The following is a 20,508-nucleotide window of genomic DNA, read 5'->3' as shown; positions in this document are numbered from 1 at the left end:
CTCACTCCGGTTCTCCCTGGCCGACCCGCTCGAGCCGGTAGCCGTAGCCGTAGATCGGCGCGAGGCGGTAGCCGTTTTCCGGCCGCAGGCCGAGCTTCGTGCGCAGCATCGAGATATGCGTATCCATCGTGCGCGACGGGATGTCGGTCGCCTGCTTCCATACGAGATCGAGAATGTGCGCGCGCGACAGCGGCCGGTCGAGGTGCTGGAACAGCAGCAGCGCGAGCTCGAATTCCTTCTGCGTGAGGCTCACGGCCTTGTCGCCGACATATGCCTGCTTCAGGTTCACGTCGAAGCGGAACTGATCGAATTCACGCACCGTCGCCTCGGCGTTGACCGGATACGCGCGGCGCAGCAGCGAGCCGATGCGCGCGCGCAGGATCGGGCCCGACACGGGCTTGACCACGTAGTCGTCGGCGCCGGCGTTGAGGATCTGCGTGATCCCCGCCTCGTCGTCGCGGCTCGTCATGAAGATGATCGGCAGGCTGTGCTCGGTCTGATTGGCGCGCACCCACTTCAGCACTTCCTCGCCGGACATGTCGGGCACGTTCCAGTCGAGCACCAGCAGATCGAAGGTCTCGCGCTGCAGACGCTTCTTCAGGGCCTTGCCTTCCTTGAACGCATAGCACGTGTGGCCGGCGGCCGTCAGCGTTTGACTGACGAAATCCGTCTGGGCCGGATCGTCATCCAGTACAGCAATTCTCATAGCACCCCGCAAATCGAAAGCGATTCGTCCAGTTGAGCTCCCCGCTCTCACCCCGCCGCATGCAGCTCCTGCGCGACTTCGATACCGGCTCGGCGAGCCGTCGTTCGCCGCCGCGCGACGCATGCGGCACGGAGGCCCCGGCGATATATCTCAAAAACGGGGCGCGGACGAACCAGCGATTTCAGCATAGTAGTATGAAATTCGCCAATAAATTGCGCGGACTACGGTCCATTCTTCGAATAATCCTTCCCGTCGCGCAATGACGGGCGTCGCGAACAACCGCGGCGCCGGCTGTCGGCTAGATGAAATCGTCGACCGGCGTGCGCTGCCCGAGCATCTGCTGCAACTGGTCGCGCACGTGCTCCCACGCGGCGGCCGCATAGTCGGGCCGGCTCGCCGCCCATGCGTGCGCGAGGTCGAACACGCGCTCGACGGTCGCGCCGCAGTGCGTCGGCGGCTCGTCGCCCTGCGCGGCGTCCTGCAGGCGCTCGCCGAGCCATTCGGCGAGCCACGGCATCTCGGCCGCGGCCGAATCCGCGTAGGCTTCCAGCGCGGCACGCGCATGGCGATCCTGCTGCGGGTCGAGCTCGACACGGCTCGAGGCCGGCGCGCGCCCGGGCGCGATGCATTCCATTGCGGACGGACGTCGAATGGTCCCTGGTCTGAAGGACATGTCCTCTCCCCGTTTGTACGACGGTAGCGTCAGGCATGGCCCCCGTGCCCGCCTCGCGGACGCACCGTGGCCGGCGCATCCGTCACGCGGACGACCGGCCGGCTCAGTATACGCAGCCGTCGGTCCGGCGAGGTTTAAGAATTGTCAGAGACGCACGGCCCGGCTGGCGGGCCCGCACGCGCCCGGCGAGGTCGCGGCGTGACGCGTGAGGCGGGCCGTCAGCGGCGGCGCATCAGGAATACGAAGGTCTTGTCCTGCGTCGTCGATTCGACGATCTCGTTGCCCGTCTGCTTCGCGAATGCGGCGAAGTCGCGCTGCGAACCCGGATCGGTCGCAAGCACCTTGAGGATCTGCCCGCTTTCCATATCGGCGAGCGCTTTCTTCGCGCGCAGGATGGGCAACGGGCAATTGAGCCCGCGGGCGTCCACTTCCTTGTGAATCTGCATCGGCTGTCGACCTTCGAATGACGCGCCACGCGGGCGCGGGAGGAAGCTGCGATTTTACCGCAGCGCCGCCGCGTCTGCCGGCGCGGCCGGCGGCCCGGCGCGCCCGCGCGCGGCCGTCACGCGTGCGAAAAGCCGCCTGCGAGCTGTTCGCGCAGATGGCGCACCAGCGCGCGCACCGCGCTCGGCACGACCGCGCTGTACGGGCGGATCGCGAAGATGTGATCGCCGAACGCGCCGGACGGCCGCCAGCCGTCGAGCAGCGCGACGAGCCGGCCGGCGTCGAGATCGCGCTGCGCGCTGAAATCGGGCAGCAGCGCGATGCCGAGCCCGCCGAGCGCGGCCTCGCGCATCGCCTCGCTGTTGTTCGCTGCGAAGCTGCCGCGCACCGGCACGCTCACGCGTTCGCGCCGCCGGCCGTGCGGCTCGAAGCTCCACGCGGCCGGCTCGTTGTCGCGCAGATAGCACAGGCAGCTGTGATCGACGAGCTCGTTCGGGTGGCGCGGCGCGCCGCGCGCGTCGAGATAGTCGCGGCTCGCGACGAGCAGCGAGCGCGTGTCGCAGAGCTTCCATGCGACATGCGTCTGCGGCGCGGTCGTCGCATGGCGGATCGCGAGGTCGAAGCCCTCCTGCGTCAGCGAATGGAGCCGGTCCGACAGGTCGAGTTCGATCTGCACGCCCGGATGGCGCCGCAGGAAATCGGGCAGCTGCGGCACGATCTGCTGGCGCCCGAGCGCGACCGGCGCGGTCACGCGCAGCAGCCCGCGCGGCTCGCCCGCCAGGTCCTTCACGCGCGCGAAATGCTGCCCGATCGATTCGAACGCGTCGCGCGTGCTGTCGACCAGCGTCTGGCCCGCGTCGGTGAGCCGCACGCTGCGCGTCGTGCGGCGCACGAGCGGCACGCCGGCCGCCTTTTCGAGATCGGCGATGCGCTGGCTCATCGCCGCCTTGCTGATCCCGAGCCGCTGCGCGGCGGCCGTGAAGCTGCCGGCGGCGGCCAGCACCGTCAGCGAATGGATGTGCGGCCACAGCGCCTGGACATTTTGCTGATTCATTCGCCGATTATTCAGAATTCTGAACAGTGAATCAAGCTGCGCGGCCTTCTCCACGTGCAGGCGATTCCCTAGACTGGGGCTTTCCACCCCGATCCCGAGGAGACACGATGCATCCGGTTCCCGCGTTCACGTCCGACGCCGACGTCGGCCACTATGTCGACGGCGCTGCCGTCGCCGGCCGCAGCGGCCGCTTCCAGGACGTCTTCAACCCGGCGCTCGGCCGCGCGGTGCGCCGCGTCGCGCTGGCCGACGACAGCGAGGTGCAGCGCGCCGTCGCGTCGGCGAATGCGGCGTTCCCGGAATGGGCCGCGACGCCGCCGATCCGCCGCGCGCGCGTGCTGCACCGGTTCCTGCAGCTGATGAACGAGCACCGCGACACGCTCGCGGCGATCATCACGGCCGAGCACGGCAAGGTGTTCTCCGACGCGCAGGGCGAAGTCGCGCGCGGCATCGACATCATCGAGTTCGCATGCGGCGTGCCGCAACTGCTGAAGGGCGACTTCACCGACCAGGTCAGCACCGGCATCGACAACTGGACGATGCGCCAGCCGCTCGGCGTCGTCGCCGGCATCACGCCGTTCAACTTCCCGTGCATGGTGCCGTGCTGGATGTTCCCGGTCGCGATCGCGACGGGCAATACCTTCGTGCTGAAGCCGAGCGAGCGCGACCCGTCGGCGGCGCTGTTCATCGCGGACCTGCTCACGCAGGCCGGCCTGCCCGCCGGCGTGTTCAACGTCGTGCAGGGCGACAAGGGCGCGGTCGACGCGCTGCTCGACCATCCGGACGTGCAGGCGGTCAGCTTCGTCGGCTCGACGCCGATCGCGGCCTACGTGCAGCAGCGCGCGGTGCAGTCGGGCAAGCGCGTGCAGGCGCTCGGCGGCGCGAAGAACCATCTGGTCGTGATGCCCGACGCGAATCTCGACCAGGCCGTCGACGCGCTGATCGGCGCCGCGTACGGGTCGGCCGGCGAACGCTGCATGGCGATCAGCGTCGCCGTGCTGGTCGGCGACGTGGCCGACAAGATCGTGCCGGCGGTCGCCGAGCGTGCACGCAAGCTCGTGATCGGCGACGGGATGTCGCCCGAAGTCGAGATGGGCCCGATCGTCACCGGCGAAGCGCTGAAGCGCATCGAGGGCTATATCGAACAGGGCGTGAGCGAAGGCGCGCAGCTCGTGGTCGACGGCCGCGGCCTGAAGGTGCCCGGCCGCGAACACGGCTTCTTCACCGGCGGCACGCTGTTCGATCACGTGACGCCCGAGATGCGGATCTACCAGGAAGAGATCTTCGGGCCGGTGCTCGGCTGCGTGCGCGTGAAGGACTTCGGCGCGGCGGTCGACCTGATCAACGCGCACGAATTCGGCAACGGCGTGTCGTGCTTCACGAGCGACGGCGGCATCGCGCGCGAGTTCGCGCGGCGCATCCAGGTCGGCATGGTCGGCATCAACGTGCCGATTCCGGTGCCGATGGCATGGCACGGCTTCGGCGGCTGGAAGAAGAGCCTGTTCGGCGACATGCACGCGTACGGCGAGGAAGGCGTGCGCTTCTATACGCGCCAGAAGTCGGTGATGCAGCGCTGGTCGTCGAGCATCGGCAAGGGCGCCGAATTCGCGATGCCGACCGCCAAGTAACGCGGCGCGCCCGCCGGCCCGGCGGGCGTCAGCCGGCCGCCTTCGTGCCGTCGGCGGTCGGCAGATAGGACAGTTCGAGCCGGTACGCGAGCGCGACGAACAGGCTTTGCGCAAGGCCCATCGTCGCCGTCAGCGCGCGAAAGCCGAACGTCTCGCTGTCCTGCACCATCAGCGTCACCTCGGCCTCCCGCGCGAGCGGGCTCATCCGGCTGTCGGTGATCGCGATCAGCCGCGCGCCGCGCTGCACGGCCTGCTGCGCGACCTGCACCGTCTCCTCCGCATACGGCATGAACGAGATCACGATCATCACGTCGCCCTGCCGCACCGACCGGATCTGCCCCAGATGCATGCTGCCGAGCGCGCTGAACAGGCCGATGCGCTTGTCAGTGTGCTGCAGCGCATAGTCCAGATAGACGGCGATCGGAAACGCGCGCCGCGAACCGGCGATCCAGATCGCCTGCGTGTCGGCCAGCAGGTCGACGGCCTGTGCGAGCGCCTGCGCGTCGAGCGTCTGTCGCAACTGCTGCATCCCGGCAATGCTGCCCTTGATGAATTCGTCGGCGATCTGCTCGGGCTGCAGGCTCGACGAGCCCGATTCGATCACGTCGCGCAGCCGCAGGCTGTACGCGCGTCCCGGCGCGATCTGCTGCGCGAGCCCGTCGCGGAACACCCGCTGCATCTCGGAGAAGCCCGAGAACCCGAAATGCTTCGCGAAGCGCACGACCGCCGACGGCTGGACGCCGCACGCCTCGGCGAGCGACTGGATGCCCTCCAGGCCGAGCTGGTCGCGATGCGTTTCGACATGGCGCGCAATGACCTTCAGACGATTGCTGAGGCCGTCGTACTCCTGCGTCAGGCGCTGCAGGAACTGCTCGACGGTGGCGGGAGGTTTCTCGGATGAACTCATCGGATAGCGCGAAGTTGACGGCCCCGGTCTTCGCGCGATACGGGCGGGCGCGGCCGGGACTCGGCATGGATACATGCATGGAGGGCGAATTTAATCACGTTTGCGGCGCGGCCCGCGCCGCGCCGTCGCTCCCATGCGCTCGATCATCACCTGCACTCACTCCACGACGGTGGCTGGAAACGATTTTCCGCCGCGCGGGCGGCGCCGTAAAGATCGCCGATGCCGGACCCGCGCGCAGGGCCGAGGCACGGCGGCCCGGCCGCGCTCAGCGATAGTCGACCCACACGCCGCCCGCGTCGGCCGAGCGCACGCAGTTCTCGACCCAGCGCACGCCTTCGACGCCCGCATGGACGTCCGGAAAGCGGATGCCCTGCAACGTCGCCGTGTCGCCGCGATCGGCCGCATCCATCGCGGCCGCGAAGCGCGCATACAGGTTCGACCACGCCTCGAACAGCCCTTCCGGATGCCCGGCGCCGATGCGGTCTTCGCGCAATGCGTGCGGATGCAGGTACGGCATGCCGCGGTCGAGCACCTGCGCAGGCTGCCCCTGCACCTCGTAGCGCAGCTGGTTCGGATGCTCGTCCCACCATTCGACGCTCGCCTTCGAGCCGATCACCCTCACCTTCTGGCCGTGCATCGAGCCCGCGTTCACCGCGCTCGACCACACATAGCCGATCGCGCCCGTGTCGTATTCCATGATCGTGAACGCGTTGTCCTCGAGCGGCGAGCGGCTCTTCACGAAGCTCTGCCGCGAGCACATCAGCCGCCTGATCTTCAGCGCGGGCGCCATCACTTCGGAGATGTACAGCGGATGCGTGCCGATATCGCCGAGCACGTAGCTCGGCCCCGCGAACTTCGGATCGACGCGCCAGCGCGCGGCCGCGCTCGCGGCCTCGACGCCTTCGCTGTGAAAGCCGTGCGCGAACTGCATCTGCACGATGCGGATCTCGCCGAGATCGCCGCGCGCGATCATCTCGCGCGCCTGCTCGATCATCTGGTGGCCCGAGTAGCCGTATGCGACGCCGACGATGCGGTTCTTCTCGACCGACAGCCGCTGCAACGCCTCGGCCTCGGCGGTCGTGAAGCACAGCGGCTTCTCGCACACGACGTGCAGCCCCGCGTTCAGCGCGGCGCGGCAGATCTCGAAGTGCGTGTTGTTCGGCGTGGCGATCGACACCGCGCGGATGCCGTCCTCGCGCCGCGCCTCGGCGTCGAACATCGTCTGGTAGTCGGGATAGCAGCGCTCGCCGTCGACGCCGAGCTTCACGCCGAACTGGCGGCCGCGTTCGGGATCGATGTCGAACGCGCCCGCCACCAGCCGGAAGCTGCCGTCGCGCAGTGCAGCCGAGCGGTGACTGTAGCCGATCTGGCTGCCGAGGCCGCCGCCGACCATGCCCCAGGGAATCGAATGGCCCAGCAGAATCTGTCCGTCGATCATGATTGTGTCGTTCCTTGTCCGTAGTCGGGTCTTCAGGCGAAACCGGCCGATGCGAGAAACGCGCGGCTTGCCGCGACGTCGCGCAGGCTCGTGCCCGCATTGCGCGGATCGCGCTCCTGTTCGATCGTGATATAGCCGGCGTAACCGATGTCGTCGAGCGCCTGCCTGATCGATCGGTAGTCGAGCACGCCCTGCCCGATCGGGCACATCACGCCGCGCGCGCAGGCCGCGAAGAACGCGATGTGCTCGCCCATCACCGCGTCGTACACGGCCGCGTCGATATCCTTGAAATGCACGTAGTCGAGTCGCGCCGCGTGGCGGCGCAGCCACGTCTCGGGGTCCATGCCCGAGTAGTACAGGTGGCCCGTGTCGAGACACAGGCCGGCCGTGTCGGCCGGGATGTCGGCGACGATCCGGTCGATCTCGTCCGCGAACTCGATGTAGCCGCCCGCGTGCGGATGGATCACCGCGCGCACGCCGAACGCGTCGCGCGCGAGCGTCGCGATCTGCCGGATGTGGTCGACCATCGCGGCCCAGCCTTGCTCCGGCAGCCGCGGGGCGCGATCGCCGTGGCCGGCCGCGTAGTCGCGTTCTTCATGGCCCCAGTCCATCACGACCAGGTACGGCGCCGCGTAACGCTGCCCGGGCTGCGTCGGCAGCTTCGGCAGCCGCGTGATCAGCGCGCAGATGTCGCGCGTCTGGCGCAGCAGGTTCGGCAGGTTCTCCGGCGATACGAGATCGTCGAAGATCGTGCCGGCCGTAATGCTCAGACGCTGCCGCTCCAGCTCGGCGCTCACCACGTCGAGTTCGAGCGGGATGTAGCCGTAGGGCCCGAGCTCGATGCCCGAATAGCCGGCCTGCGCGGCCTCGGCAAGCACGTGCCGCCACGGCGGCAGATGCGGGTTATTCACGTCGTCGACGCCCCAGCAGCACGGCGCGCAACCTATCTTCATCGTCATGTCGGTCTGTCCGGCAGGATTCCTCGGGTGTCAGCCGCGATAGAACGCGGGACGCTCGGCCATCGCGATCGGCTCGACCGCACCGCTGCGCTGCGCGCGCACGCATGCGTCGGCCGCGACCGCCGCCGCGTAGCCGTCCCACGCCGACGGCCCGGTCAGCACGCCCTGTCGCACGCCGTCGATGAACGCCTGCAGCTCGACGTCGTACGACGCGATGAAACGCGCCTTCCAGTCGGTCATGATCTCGACCGACTGCCGCGCCGCATGCTTGAGCCCGACGGCCGGCGGATCGGGCAGCTTCGCGATGCCCTGCTCGCCGACCACCTCGCACTGGATGTCGTAGCCGTACTGGCAGTTCACGAAGATCTCGACGTCGATGCGCACGCCGCTCGCGGTCTCGAGCAGCACGATCTGCGGATCGGCGAGATGCGCGCACGCGTGGCGCGTCTTCCTCGGATAGACGACCTGCGCGCTCACGTAGTCCTCGCCGAGCAGCCAGCGCAGCACGTCGAGTTCGTGGATCAGCGTATCGGTGATCGCCATGTCGGTCGTGTAGCGCTCGCCGACCGACTGGTTGCGGTGCGCGCAATGCAGCATCAGCGGCGCGCCGATCTCGCCGCTGTCGATCACGCGCTTGAGCGCACGATAGCCTTCGTCGTACGGACGCATGAAGCCGACCTGCACGAGCCGCTTGCCGTGCGCGAGTTCGGCCTCGACGATGCGCATGCAGCCCTCGGCGGTCACCGCGAGCGGCTTCTCGCAGAACACCGGCTTGCCGTGCGCGATCGCGTCGAGCACGAACGCTTCGTGGGTCGGCCCCCACGACGTGACGAGCACGGCCTGCACGTCGGCGGCCGCGATCACGTCGTGGCCGTCGCCGTAGATCTCGGCGTCGAGCCCGTATTGCGTCACCGCGTCGCGCGCCTGCTGCGGATCGATGTCGTTGACGGCCACCACGCGCGCGCCGGACAGCGTGCGGGTCAGCCTGCGAATATGGTCCTGGCCGATCGCGCCGCAGCCGATCACGCCGATTTGCAAGGTCATCAGGGTCTCCAGTCGGTCAATGCATTCACGACGCGGCGCGCGCCGCGTCGACGAGTCGGCTTCAGCGCGCCGTGCGCTGAAAATGGCGATCCACGTAGCGCCCGATCGTCTCGCGCATGTAGCGCGACGACGCGTCGGCACGGTCCTCCCACGCGAACACGCACGACGACATCACGCCGTCGAAGCCGGCGTCGCCGAGCGCGCGGAAGAACACGTCCCAGTCGATCTCGCCCTGCCCGATGTCGAGGTGCTGGTGCACGCGGATCTGGTTCGAGCCCGGCGGGTTCACGATGTAGCGCAGCTGGCTGCTCTTGCGGTGATCGAAGGTATCGGCCACCCGCACGTGCGCGAGGATCGGCGCGGCCTGCGCGATCATCGCGGCCATGTCGTCGCCGTAGTAGAACGTGTGCGGCGCGATGTACGACAGCTTCAGCGCCGGCGAGCCGAGGTTCGTGACGATGTCGATCGCGGGCTGCAGCTGCTCGATCCAGTCCTCCGGATGCGGCTCGACCGACAGCACGATGCGCTCGCGCTCGAGGATCGGCAGCAGCTCGTCCATCGAGCGGAACCACGCGGCCTCGCACATTTCCTTCGGGTTCGCGCCCGGTCGCTCGCCGACCGAGCGCTCGGGCGACGCGCCGCGCCCGAACTCCGACACCATCAGCGCGCACTCCATCTCGATCGCGACCTCGATCGCCTTCTTCCAGCAGCGCACCGCCCATTGCCGCTCGTCCTCGAACGGGCTCGCCCAGCGATACATCGGCTGCAGCGACGCGAGGCCGACGCCGCTCGCGCGCAGCGCCTGCCGGAATGCGGCCATCCGCTCGCGCGTGGCGCGCGGCATCACCCACCAGTCGAGAAAGTCGCTGCGCGGCGACAGCTCGATCTGGTCGTAGCCGAGCTCGGCGACCGCGTGCGGCAACCGGTCGAGCGGCAGGTGGCGAATCATGTAGGGGTCCAGTGCAATCTTCATCGAAGGTTCCCGGTGAATCCAGAATCGGCCGCGCGGCGTTCGCGCGGCCGGCCCGCGAGCTCGACGCTCAGCGACGATGCTTCTTGTTGCGATACTGGTCGGCGATCACGGCCGCGACGATGATCGCGCCCTTGACCATCTCCTGGTAATACGCGTCGATGCGGATGAACGTGAAGCCCGACGTCATCACGCCGAGGATCAGCACGCCGATCACGGTGCCCGTCACGCGCCCGAGGCCGCCCGACAGCGAGGTGCCGCCGATCACGACCGCCGCGATCGCGTCGAGCTCGTACATCACGCCCATCCCCGACTGGCCGGAAATCGCGCGCGCGGCCGTCACGGTGCCGGCGATCCCGCTCAGCAGGCCCGCGATCGCATACACGAGAATCAGATGACGCGTCACGTTGATGCCCGACACGACGGCCGCATGCCGGTTCGCGCCGATCGCATACGTGTACTTGCCGAAGCGCGTATAGCGCAGCACCACGTGGAAGATCGCCGCGACGACGAGAAAGATCAGCACCGGATTCGCGCCGGCGCCGATCGCCGCGAACTGGTCGGTCAGCATCGACACCGGCATCCCGTTGGTGAACCATTTCGCGAAGCCGCGCGCGGCGACCATCGTGCCGAGCGTCGCGATGAACGGCGGGATGCCCGTCAACGCGATCAGCGAGCCGTTCAGCAGGCCGACCAGCAGCCCCACGCACACGCCGGCCAGCACCGGCCAGATCACCGGCAGGTCGGTCAGGTGCGGGAACACCGCGCGCGGGAAGTCCGACACCTGCGCGAGGCTCGCCGACACGACGGCCGCGGCCGCAACGACCGAGCCCGACGACAGGTCGATCCCGCTGGTGATGATCACGAGGTTCACGCCGACCGCGATGATGCCGATCACCGCCATCTGCAGCACGATGATCTCGAGCCGCTCCGCGTTGAACAGGAAGCTCTGGCCGACCACGATCCAGCCGATCGCTTCGAAGAACAGGCTGATGCCCACCAGCACGAGAAAGATGCTCAGCTCGGGCGGCCACTTCGCGTGCCGCGCCTTGATCGTCATGGTCTGCGCGTCCGCGACCGGATTCAGGTTGCCCATTTCAGTTGTCTCCAATGCTTGTTTCGGCTCAGCGCGATGCCAGGTCCATGATGCGAATCTGGTCGGCATCCTTGCGCTCGACGATGCCGGTCATGCGCCCTTCGTGCATCACCATGATCCGGTCGCTCATGCCGAGCACTTCCGGCATCTCCGACGAGATCATCAGCACCGCGACGCCCCTGGCCGCCAGCGCGCTGACGAGCCGGTGAATCTCCGCCTTCGCGCCGACGTCGATGCCGCGCGTCGGCTCGTCGAGGATCAGGATCCGCGGCTGCGTGAGCAGCCACCGGCCGATCAGCACCTTCTGCTGGTTGCCGCCCGACAGGTTCTGGATCTCCTCGTGCAGTCCGGGCGCCTTCACGCGCAGCGTCCGGCTCATTTCCTCGCAGTCGCGCTTCAGCTGCGCCTGCCGCACGAAGTTGAACTTCACGTAGCGGTTGCGCAGCACGGCCGCTTCCATGTTCGCGAGCAGGTCGAGATTGAGGAAGCAGCCGGTGTCCTTGCGATCCTCGGTCAGGAACGCCATCCCGTGCTTCATCGCCTGCGCGGGCGTCGCGATCCGCACCGGCTTGCCGTCGATCCGGATCTCGCCCGAGGTGGCCGGCACGACGCCGAACAGCGCCTCCGCGACGTTCGAGCGTCCCGAGCCGACCAGGCCCGCGACGCCGAGAATCTCGCCCGCGCGCAGCTCGAAGCTGACGTCGCGAAACACGCCGTCGACGGCGAGGTCGCGCACCGACAGCACGACGTCGCCGATCGGCACGTCTTCCTTCGGGAACATCTGCGTGATTTCGCGCCCGACCATCATGCGGATGATGTCGTCGCGCGTGACCTCGGTCGACGCGTGCGTGCCGATGTACTTGCCGTCGCGGAACACCGAGAACTCGTCGGCGATCTCGAACAGCTCGTTCATCTTGTGCGTGATGTAGACGATGCCCTTGCCCTGCTCGCGCAGCTGGCGAATGATCCGGAACAGGTGCGTGACTTCCTTGTCGGTCAGCGCCGACGTCGGCTCGTCCATGATCAGCACGTCCGAGTCGAACGACACGGCCTTCGCGATCTCGACCATCTGGCGGCTCGCGACCGTCAGCGTGCGCACGTCGGCGTCGGGATCGATGTCGATCGACAGCCGCTCGAACAGCGCCGCGGTACGGCGCCGCAGTTCGGCATGGTCGATCAGGCCGAAGCGGTTCTTCGGCTCGCGGCGGATCCAGATGTTCTCCGCGACGGTCATGTACGGCATCAGGTTCAGTTCCTGATGGATCATCGCGATGCCGCGGTCGAGCGCGTCGAGCGGGCCGTTCAGCACGACCGGCTCGCCGTTGATCAGGATCTCGCCCTTGTCGGGCGTATAGACGCCCGCGATGATCTTCATCAGCGTCGATTTGCCGGCGCCGTTCTCGCCCATCAGCGCATGGACGGTGCCGCGCCGCACGCGGAACTGCACGCCGTCGAGCGCGACGACGCCGGGAAACGACTTGCCGACGCCGCGCACCTCGAGCAGGCAGTCGGAAGCGGACGAAGCAGGTGAAACGAACGAAGCGGCCGGGGCCTCCTCGCTGGCCATTGGACGCGCCATCCTGGCTGTAAACATGAACGTTCCTCGAAAGTCGCGGGCGAGCCCGGCATGCCGGGCCCGCGCCATTCAGCGGGCCGGCCGGTCAGTGCTTCGCGTACTGGCTCATGTTGTCGGGCGTCACGAGCTCGAACGGCACGTTCACGTAACGGTCGACCGGCTGCTTCTTCGCGAGCTTGAGCGCCGCGGCGACGGCCTGCTGGCCCTGGCCGGCCGCATTCTGGAACACCGTCACCTTCAGGTCGCCGCTCTTCATCGACGCGAGCCCGTCCGGCGTCGCGTCGATGCCGGCGACGATGGTCTTCGGCGTCCACTTGCGCGCGGCCTTCAGCGCATTGATCGCGCCGATCGCCATTTCGTCGTTGTTCGACACGATCGCGTCGAACTTCGTCCCGGAGCTCAGCCAGTTCATCGTGATGTCCTGGCCCTGCGTGCGGCTCCACTTGCCTTCGCGCTTGTCGACGACCTTGATGCCCGAGCAGTCCTTGGTCGCGATCACGTCCTCGATGTCCTTGGTGCGCGCGCGCGCCGATTCGTTGGACAGCTCGCCCATCAGCACCAGGATGTCGCCCTTGCCGCCGAGCAGCTTGCACACGTTGCGCATCTGCAGCGTGCCCGACTGCTTCTCGTCGGACGCGACGACCGCGACGCCAGGCGGCAGCTTGTCGAAATCGACCGGCTTGCGGTTCACGTAGACGAGCGGAATCTTCGCGGCGGTCACCATCTTCGTGATCTTCGGCGTCGCGTCGGTGTCGACCGCATTCACGATGATCGCGTCGACCTTCTGCGCGATCATGTTCTGAACCTGGCTCAACTGCTTGCCGACATCGTTGCCGCCGTCCTCGATCTGCACGGTCGCGCCGTCCTTCTTCGCTGCGTCGGCGATGCTGTTGCGCAGGATGGTCAGGAACGTGTCGTCGAACGACGCCATCGTCACGCCGATCTTCTCGGCATGCGCGAGCGGCGTCGCCAGGATCGCGGCGGCCGCGACGGCAATCAGCTTGGTCTTCATGATCGATCTGTCTCCTCATCTCCGTGGGGCGGGAAGCGGCGCGTTGCACGCCGCCGGGCCGAGTCCGATCGAGTCCGATACGGACTGAAGCATCCGGATGGAACTGTAGATCACTTCGCCGAGAATTTGGAAATTTATTTCTACGTGATTTCACCTAGGGAACTGGATTTCCAAAAAGTCTAGACTGCGTCCGTAGCCCGATTCCCGGCGGCAGGCCGCTTCGCGTCGTGCAGCATCGACGTGCAGCGGCCGCCCGGCCGGTCGGTCCCCTAATCTGCCGGCATGGCCGATCGCCGGCCGCGAGCGTGACACGTGAACATGAGCCTGAACTTTCCGAGCGACCGCCCCATCGATCTCGCCTGCCTCGGCCGCGTGGCCGTGGACCTTTATGCGCAGCAGTACGGCAGCCCGCTGGAGGACGCGCGCAGCTTCCAGATGTATCTCGGCGGCTCGTCCGGCAACGTCGCGTTCGGCGTGGCGCGGCTCGGCCTCAGGACCGCGATGATCTCGCGCGTCGGCGACGAGCAGATGGGCCGCTTCGTGCGCGACACGCTGGCGCGCGAAGGCTGCGACACGAGCCAGCTGCAGACCGACCCGGAACGCCTGACCGCGCTGGTGCTGCTCGGGCTGAAGGACCGCGACACCTTCCCGCTGCTGTTCGTGCGCGAAAACTGCGCGGACATGGCCGTGCGCGCCGACGAGATCAGCGAAGACTTCATCGCCGGCTGCCGTGCGCTGGCGATCACCGGCACGCACCTGTCCACGCCGGCCACCCGCGAGGCGTCGCTGACCGCGCTCGGCTACGCGCGCCGCCACGGCGTCGTGCGGATCCTCGATATCGACTACCGGCCCGTGCTGTGGGGGCTGACCGCGCGCGGCGCGGGCGAGAACCGCTATGTGCCGGACGCCCAGGTCACGCGGCAGCTGCAGCAGGTGCTCGGCGAGTTCGACCTGCTGGTCGGCACCGAGGAGGAATTCCTGATCGCGGGCGGCGTGCCGCACGACCTGATCGCGTCGCTCGAAGCCGTGCGCCGCGCGAGCAGCGCGGTGCTGGTCGTCAAGCGCGGCGCGCTCGGCTGCTGCGTGATCGAGCGCGAGATCCCCGCGCGCATCGACGACGCGCCGACCTTCCCCGGCGAGCGCGTCGAGGTGCTCAACGTGCTCGGCGCCGGCGACGCGTTCCTGTCCGGCCTGCTGTCGGGCCTGCTGCGCGGCCGCGACTGGGCCGAGTCGACGCGCATCGCGAACGCGTGCGGCGCGATCGTCGTGTCGCGCCACGCCTGTTCGGCCGCGATGCCGACGCCGGCCGAACTCGAACACTGGTTCGGCGGCAGCCGCAATCCGCAGGTCGACGCCGATCGCACGCTCGCGCACCTGCATCGCGTGACGGTGCCGCGCCGCGCATGGAACGACCTGTGCGTGATGGCGTTCGACCACCGCAGCCAGTTCTACGAGCTGGCGGTCCAGGCCGGCGCGGACGAGGCCCGCATCAAGACGCTCAAGCGCCTGCTGGTGCGTGCGGCCGAGCAGGTCGAGCGCGACCGCCGGATCGAAGGCCATGTCGGCGTGCTGATCGACGGCGGCGCATACGGCAGCGACGCGCTCGCGTCGGCCACCGGGCGCGGCTGGTGGGTCGGCCGGCCGGTCGAGCTGCCGGGCTCGCGGCCGCTGCGCTTCGACGACACGCGCTCGGTCGGCTCGGCGCTCGTGCACTGGCCGACCGAACAGGTCGTGAAGTGCCTGGTCCACTACCACCCCGACGACGACGTCGCGCTGCGCGTCGAACAGGAGCAGCGCGTGCTGGAGCTGTGGGAAGCCACCCGTGCCAGCGGCAACGAGCTGCTGCTGGAAATCATCCCGCCGCGCGCGGTCACGCCCGCCGGCACCGAGGACGACGCGGTGCTGCGCACCGTCGCGCGCTTCTACAACCTCGGCGTGATGCCCGAGTGGTGGAAGCTCGCGCCGATGAGCGCGGACGGCTGGACGCGGCTCGCCGCGCTGATCGACGAACGCGACCGCTACTGCCGCGGCGCGGTGATCCTCGGGCTGAACCAGCCGCTGCAATATCTGGTCGACAGTTTCCGCTCGGCGACCAACCCGATCGTCAAGGGCTTCATGGTCGGGCGCACGCTGTGGGCCGACGCGTCGCTGCAATGGCTCGCCGGCCGCATCGACGACCAGGCGCTGATCGACGAAGTCGCCGGCAATTTCGCGCGGCTGGTGGATGCGTGGCTCGGCCGCCGCGCCGATGCCGCCCGCGCCGCCGCGGCCTGAGCTTGCCCCGCGATGACCATTCGACTCCTCTTCACCGACCAACGATGACTGCTACCGTGAGACTGACCGTCAGCCAGGCGCTCGTGCGCTACCTGGCCGCCCTGCGCGCCGAAGTCGTCCAGCCCGACGGCCGCACCGAGATCCTGCCGTACTGCGGCGGCGTGTTCGCGATCTTCGGTCACGGCAACGTGGCCGGGCTCGGCGAGGCGCTGCACGCCGAGAAGGACCGGCTGCCGACGTTCCGCGCGCACAACGAGCAAGGGATGGCGAACGCGGCGATCGCGTTCGCGAAGGCGAATTTCCGCCAGCGGATGATGGCCGCGACCTCGAGCATCGGCCCCGGCGCGACCAATATGCTGACCTCGGCCGCGCTCGCGCACGTCGGCCGGCTGCCGCTGTTGCTGCTGCCCGGCGACGTGTTCGTGTCGCGCCTGCCCGATCCTGTGCTGCAGCAGGTCGAGGACTTCGAGCAGGGCGACGTCAGCGCGAACGACTGCTTCCGCCCCGTCACGCGTTACTTCGACCGCATCACGTCGCCCGAGCAGCTGCTCGTCGCGCTGCCGCGCGCGATCCAGGTGATGACCGATCCCGCACAGTGCGGCCCCGTGTGCCTCGCGCTGCCGCAGGACGTGCAGACCTTCGCCTACGACTGGCCCGAGGATTTCTTCGCGCCGCCGCTGATCCGCATGCGCCGCCCGCCGGCCGACATGCTGGAGCTGGCCGATGCGCTCGACGTGCTGAAAGCCGCGAAGAAGCCGCTGATCGTCGCCGGCGGCGGCGTGCTGTACAGCCAGGCGTGGGACGCGCTGCGCACGTTCGCCGATACGCACGGCGTGCCGGTGGCCGAATCGCAGGCCGGCAAGGGCAGCCTCGCGTGGGACCATCCGCTCAACCTCGGCGCGATCGGCGTGACGGGCTCGCCCGCCGCGAACCGCGCGGCCGCGCAGGCCGACGTCGTACTGGCGGTCGGCACGCGGCTGCAGGACTTCACGACCGGCTCGCATGCGCTGTTCGGCCAGGCGACGCTGCTGAGCCTGAACGTGCAGCCGTTCGATGCGGGCAAGAAACGCGGGCGGCAGCTGATCGCCGATGCACGCACCGGCCTCGGCCAGCTGTCGGCCGCGCTGGCCGGCTGGCAGGCCGATCCCGCATGGACCGCCGCGAACCGCGACCAGGCCGCCGCATGGAACGCGCGCGTGGCGGAGCTGACGACGCGTGTGCCGAAGGACACGCTGCCGTACGACGCCGACGTGATCGGCGCGGTGCGCGACTCGGCGGCCGACGCGGGCCGCGACAGCGCGCGCGACGATCTGGTCGTCTGCGCAGCCGGCACGCTGCCGGCCGAGCTGCACAAGCTGTGGCGCAGCGGCGTGCCGGGCAACTACCACATGGACTACGCGTATTCGTGCATGGGCTACGAGGTCGCGGGCGGGCTCGGCGCGAAACTCGCGCGGCCCGAGCGCGAGGTGATCGTGATCGTCGGCGACGGCTCGTACATGATGCTGAACGCCGAGCTCGCGACCTCGGTGATGCTCGGCCGCAAGATCATCGTCGTGATCCTCGACAACCGCGGCTACGGCTGCATCGAGCGCCTGCAGCTGAACTGCGGCGGCGCGAGCTTCAACAACATGCTCGACGACTGCGTGCCCGAAGGCGGCGCACGCTCGACCATCGACTTCGCGATGCATGCGCGCGCGATGGGCGCCGACGCGGTGCACGTGCGCGACGTCGCCGAGCTGCGCAGCGAGATGCGGCGCGCCCGCGCGGCGAAAACGAGCCAGGTGCTCGTGATCGACACCACGCACCGGCGCACGACCGATGACGGCGGCGCATGGTGGGAAGTCGCGGTGCCGCAGGTCTCCGAACGCAGCGGCGTCGGAGCGGCCCACCGCGCCTATCTCGACGCGAAGACGCGGCAGCGGCGCTGATCGCGCGCACCGCCCCTCCCGAGCAAGCCCCCGTCCGCACGCGAAAACCATTCGAACCAAGGAAGCCCGTCATGAGCTGGAACGTCCGTATCGGCATCAACCCCCTGTCGTGGATGAACGACGACCTGCCGTCGCTCGGCGGCGAAACGCCGCTCGAGACGGCGCTGAAGGAAGGCGCCGAGATCGGCTACGCAGGCTTCGAGCTCGGCAACAAGTTTCCGAAGACCGGCCCCGAGCTGAAGGCCAAGCTCGCCGAATTCGGGCTCGTGTGCGTGTCGGGCTGGTATTCCGGATTCCTTGCTGAAGTCGAGCCGGGCATGAGCGACGCCGACGCGGTCGCCGCCGAGATCGCGCGCTGCCGCGCGCACATGACGAAGCTGCAATACAACGACGTGAAGGTGGTCGTCTACGGCGAATGCGCAGGCACGATCCAGGGCAGCATCGACACGCCGGTCGCGAAGCGCCCGCGTTTCGTCGACGACGACGCATGGCGGCGCTACGCCGCGCGGCTCGACGCATTCGGCGCGCACCTGCTCGACACCTACGGGATCAAGCTCGCCTATCACCACCACATGGGCGCGTACGTCGAGTCGCCGGACGACGTCGACCGGCTGATGGCGCTGACCGATCCGGCCAGCGTGTTCCTGCTGTTCGACACCGGCCACGCCTATTTCGGCGGCGCGGCCGACCCGGTCGCGCTGCTGAAGAAGCACGTGTCGCGCGTCGTCCACGTACACTGCAAGGACGTGCGGCCGCAGGTCGTCACGCAGGCGCGCAACGACGGCTGGAGCTTCCTGAACGGCGTGATCAACGGCACCTTCACGGTGCCGGGCGACGGCGCGCTCGATTACGAAGCGACGCTGCGCACGCTGAAGGACGCCGGCTACGAAGGCTGGCTCGTCGTCGAGGCCGAGCAGGACCCGGCCGTCGCGCCGAGCTATCCGTATGCGAAAAAGGGCTACGAGTCGCTGCGCGCGATCGTCGACCGCCTGAGCGCATGAGCGCCGTCATCTCATCGAGGAGCCCCACGCCATGACGATTTCTCCGCTGCTGGTCAAGGCCTCGCCGGACCGCGAAATCTGCAACGTCACGCCCGAGTCGGCCGGCTGGAAGCATGTCGGCTTCCGCGCGCTGCGCATGAAGGCCGGCGACGCCGAAACGCTCGATACGGGCGCGCGCGAGCTGTGCGTCGTCGTGCTCACCGGCACGGTGCGCGCCGAAGTCGACGGCGTGCGCTACGACGCGCTCGGCACGCGCGACAGCGTGTTCGACGCGGTGTCGCCGGACGCGCTGTATGTGCCGGGCGGCAAGACCGTCACGCTGGTCGCGACGCGCGATGCGGAAGTCGCGCTGTGCAGCGCGCCGTCCGCGAGCGCCGACAAGCCGGTGCAGCGCCTCGACGGCGAACGGATGCGTCGCTCGGTGCGCGGGCAAGGCACCAATACGCGCTATGTATGCGACATCCTGATGGGCGACAACCCGGCCGCCGACCGGCTGCTGGTGGTCGAGGTCGTCACGCCGGCCAGCCATTCGAGCAGCTATCCGCCGCACAAGCACGACCGCGACGCGGCGCCCGACGAGACCTCGCTCGAGGAAACCTACTACCACCGGATCGATCCGCCGCAGGGCTTCGCGTTCCAGCGCGTCTACACCGACGACCGCAGCCTCGACGAAGCATGCGCGGTCGAGAACCACGACGTCGTGCTGGTGCCGCGCGGCTATCACCCGGTCGTCGCACCGCACGGCTACACCCTCTACTACCTGAACGTGATGGCCGGCCCGAGCCGTGCGTGGGCGTTCAGGAACGATCCCGCTCACGAATGGATGCTCGACGCGGCGCCGAAGCGCTGACGCGCGCGCCGCTGCCGCCGCCGCAAGCCTGCGATCGCCCGGCAGCGCGAGCGTTCACCGCATGATCGCGCGAGCGCCCACGCCGCCGCGACGACTCAGCGCATCCCGCCGCTCGCGACCAGGCGCTCGCCGGTCATCCAGCGCGCGTCGTCCGACGCGAGGAACACGGCGATCGACGCGATGTCGTCCGGCTCGCCGAGCCGCCCCAGCGGCGTCCCGCTGCGCGTCTGCGCTTCGAGGTCCGAACCGATGATGCCCGCGCTGTGCGTGCCCTCGGTCACGACCATCCCCGGGTTGATCGCGTTCACGCGAATCTTGCGCGGCCCGAGTTCGAGCGCGAGCACGCCCGTGATCGCGTCCACCGCGCCCTTGGTGCCGCTGTAGACCGCGCTGGCCGGCGGCGTGATGCTCGTCACGACCGAGCTGATGTTGATGATGCTCGCGCCTTCGCCGAGATGCTTGACGGCCGCCTGCGTCGTCAGCAGCACGCCGAGCACGTTCGTGTCGAACTGCCGGCGGTAGTGCTCTTCCGTGATCGCCTCGATCGGCGAGAACTCGTAGACGCCCGAATTGTTGACGAGCACGTCGAGACGGCCGTAGGTGTCGATCGCCGTATCGACGATGCGCTGCGCATCGGCCGCCTTCGACACGTCGGCGCCCACCGCGACCGCGCGGCCGCCCGCTTCCTCGATCGCCCGCACCACCGCGTCGGCGCCCGTCCTGCTGCTCGCATAGTTGACGACCACCGCCGCGCCCTCGGCGGCCAGCGCCCGCGCGATCGCGGCGCCGATGCCCTTCGACGCGCCCGTGACGATCGCGACCTTGCCTGCCAGCTTGCTCATGATTGGATTCCTCAGTCAGATAACCCGGATGGAGAACGTCGGCCGCCGCGAACGTGCGGCGCACCGGCCTTGCAGGCAATGTAGAAGCTGTCGCCGCCGCGATAAA

General features: G+C 68.7%; 18 protein-coding genes. 5 read left to right on the top strand and 13 right to left on the bottom strand.

The genetic code is table 11. The annotated features are described in order from the left end of the window. Position 1: 1 nt before the first annotated feature. From WS57_RS25460 to WS57_RS25445, 4 genes are all read right to left on the bottom strand, one after another. Positions 2-706 carry a response regulator transcription factor gene (locus WS57_RS25460; protein ID WP_006402120.1) on the bottom strand — a complete coding sequence of 235 codons (705 nt, stop codon included), beginning with the start codon at positions 704-706 and terminating at the stop codon, positions 2-4. Positions 707-1,004: 298 nt separating this feature from the next. Then, positions 1,005-1,379 (bottom strand): hypothetical protein, encoded by a 375-nt coding sequence (locus WS57_RS25455; RefSeq protein WP_059479234.1) that lies wholly within the window; start codon positions 1,377-1,379, stop codon positions 1,005-1,007. Between the two features lie 218 nt (positions 1,380-1,597). Further along, positions 1,598-1,825: a sulfurtransferase TusA family protein gene (locus WS57_RS25450; protein WP_006402122.1), complete on the bottom strand. Its 228-nt coding sequence runs from the start codon at positions 1,823-1,825 to the stop codon at positions 1,598-1,600. A 116-nt stretch (positions 1,826-1,941) separates the two neighbouring features. Then, complete coding sequence (locus WS57_RS25445) at positions 1,942-2,877, bottom strand: LysR family transcriptional regulator (protein WP_059600867.1); 936 nt, start codon at positions 2,875-2,877, stop codon at positions 1,942-1,944. 107 nt (positions 2,878-2,984) lie between these two features. Between WS57_RS25445 and WS57_RS25440 the strand changes: the two genes are divergently transcribed. Further along, positions 2,985-4,505 carry a CoA-acylating methylmalonate-semialdehyde dehydrogenase gene (locus WS57_RS25440; protein WP_059600868.1) on the top strand — a complete coding sequence of 507 codons (1,521 nt, stop codon included), beginning with the start codon at positions 2,985-2,987 and terminating at the stop codon, positions 4,503-4,505. A 28-nt stretch (positions 4,506-4,533) separates the two neighbouring features. Here the strand turns inward: WS57_RS25440 and WS57_RS25435 are convergent, their stop codons facing one another. The 8 genes from WS57_RS25435 to WS57_RS25400 form a co-directional block, all read right to left on the bottom strand. Next, a complete protein-coding gene (locus tag WS57_RS25435) occupies positions 4,534-5,412 on the bottom strand; it encodes a MurR/RpiR family transcriptional regulator (protein WP_059518285.1) in 879 nt (292 codons plus the stop codon). 265 nt (positions 5,413-5,677) lie between these two features. Continuing rightward, on the bottom strand, positions 5,678-6,850 hold the full coding sequence (locus tag WS57_RS25430) for a Gfo/Idh/MocA family protein (RefSeq protein ID WP_069244993.1): 1,173 nt from the start codon (positions 6,848-6,850) through the stop codon (positions 5,678-5,680). A 32-nt stretch (positions 6,851-6,882) separates the two neighbouring features. Further along, positions 6,883-7,809, bottom strand: a complete 927-nt coding sequence (locus WS57_RS25425; protein WP_069244992.1) for a TIM barrel protein — start codon at positions 7,807-7,809, stop codon at positions 6,883-6,885. Between the two features lie 30 nt (positions 7,810-7,839). Then, a complete protein-coding gene (locus tag WS57_RS25420) occupies positions 7,840-8,853 on the bottom strand; it encodes a Gfo/Idh/MocA family protein (protein WP_059600873.1) in 1,014 nt (337 codons plus the stop codon). A 61-nt stretch (positions 8,854-8,914) separates the two neighbouring features. Next, complete coding sequence (locus WS57_RS25415) at positions 8,915-9,826, bottom strand: sugar phosphate isomerase/epimerase family protein (protein ID WP_059600875.1); 912 nt, start codon at positions 9,824-9,826, stop codon at positions 8,915-8,917. Between the two features lie 67 nt (positions 9,827-9,893). Further along, entirely contained in the window at positions 9,894-10,919 is a 1,026-nt protein-coding gene (locus WS57_RS25410; protein WP_059518295.1) for an ABC transporter permease, read from the bottom strand. A gap of 28 nt (positions 10,920-10,947) precedes the next feature. Next, positions 10,948-12,513, bottom strand: a complete 1,566-nt coding sequence (locus tag WS57_RS25405; RefSeq protein WP_069244991.1) for a sugar ABC transporter ATP-binding protein — start codon at positions 12,511-12,513, stop codon at positions 10,948-10,950. Positions 12,514-12,580: 67 nt separating this feature from the next. After that, positions 12,581-13,507 (bottom strand): sugar ABC transporter substrate-binding protein, encoded by a 927-nt coding sequence (locus WS57_RS25400; protein ID WP_059518299.1) that lies wholly within the window; start codon positions 13,505-13,507, stop codon positions 12,581-12,583. Positions 13,508-13,825: 318 nt separating this feature from the next. Between WS57_RS25400 and WS57_RS25395 the strand changes: the two genes are divergently transcribed. The 4 genes from WS57_RS25395 to iolB all read left to right on the top strand — a co-directional run bounded on the left by WS57_RS25395 (position 13,826) and on the right by iolB (position 19,560). After that, positions 13,826-15,781 carry a bifunctional 5-dehydro-2-deoxygluconokinase/5-dehydro-2-deoxyphosphogluconate aldolase gene (locus WS57_RS25395; protein WP_059600879.1) on the top strand — a complete coding sequence of 652 codons (1,956 nt, stop codon included), beginning with the start codon at positions 13,826-13,828 and terminating at the stop codon, positions 15,779-15,781. A 44-nt stretch (positions 15,782-15,825) separates the two neighbouring features. After that, positions 15,826-17,709 carry a 3D-(3,5/4)-trihydroxycyclohexane-1,2-dione acylhydrolase (decyclizing) gene (gene iolD, locus WS57_RS25390; protein ID WP_059518303.1) on the top strand — a complete coding sequence of 628 codons (1,884 nt, stop codon included), beginning with the start codon at positions 15,826-15,828 and terminating at the stop codon, positions 17,707-17,709. A 71-nt stretch (positions 17,710-17,780) separates the two neighbouring features. Continuing rightward, on the top strand, positions 17,781-18,710 hold the full coding sequence (gene iolE, locus WS57_RS25385; RefSeq protein ID WP_059479224.1) for a myo-inosose-2 dehydratase: 930 nt from the start codon (positions 17,781-17,783) through the stop codon (positions 18,708-18,710). Positions 18,711-18,741: 31 nt separating this feature from the next. Next, the gene (gene iolB, locus WS57_RS25380) at positions 18,742-19,560 is read left to right on the top strand and encodes a 5-deoxy-glucuronate isomerase (protein ID WP_059600881.1); all 819 of its coding nucleotides are present in this window, start codon (positions 18,742-18,744) and stop codon (positions 19,558-19,560) included. 95 nt (positions 19,561-19,655) lie between these two features. On the opposite strand, the gene WS57_RS25375 is transcribed toward iolB, so the two are convergent. Further along, positions 19,656-20,402 (bottom strand): glucose 1-dehydrogenase, encoded by a 747-nt coding sequence (locus tag WS57_RS25375; RefSeq protein WP_040127199.1) that lies wholly within the window; start codon positions 20,400-20,402, stop codon positions 19,656-19,658. Between the last annotated feature and the right edge of the window lie 106 nt (positions 20,403-20,508).

Source organism: Burkholderia pseudomultivorans, assembly GCF_001718415.1.
Lineage (GTDB): Bacteria > Pseudomonadota > Gammaproteobacteria > Burkholderiales > Burkholderiaceae > Burkholderia > Burkholderia pseudomultivorans_A.
The sequence above is the reverse complement of the archived record's forward strand: the minus strand, read 5'-3'. Positions and strand labels throughout refer to the sequence as shown.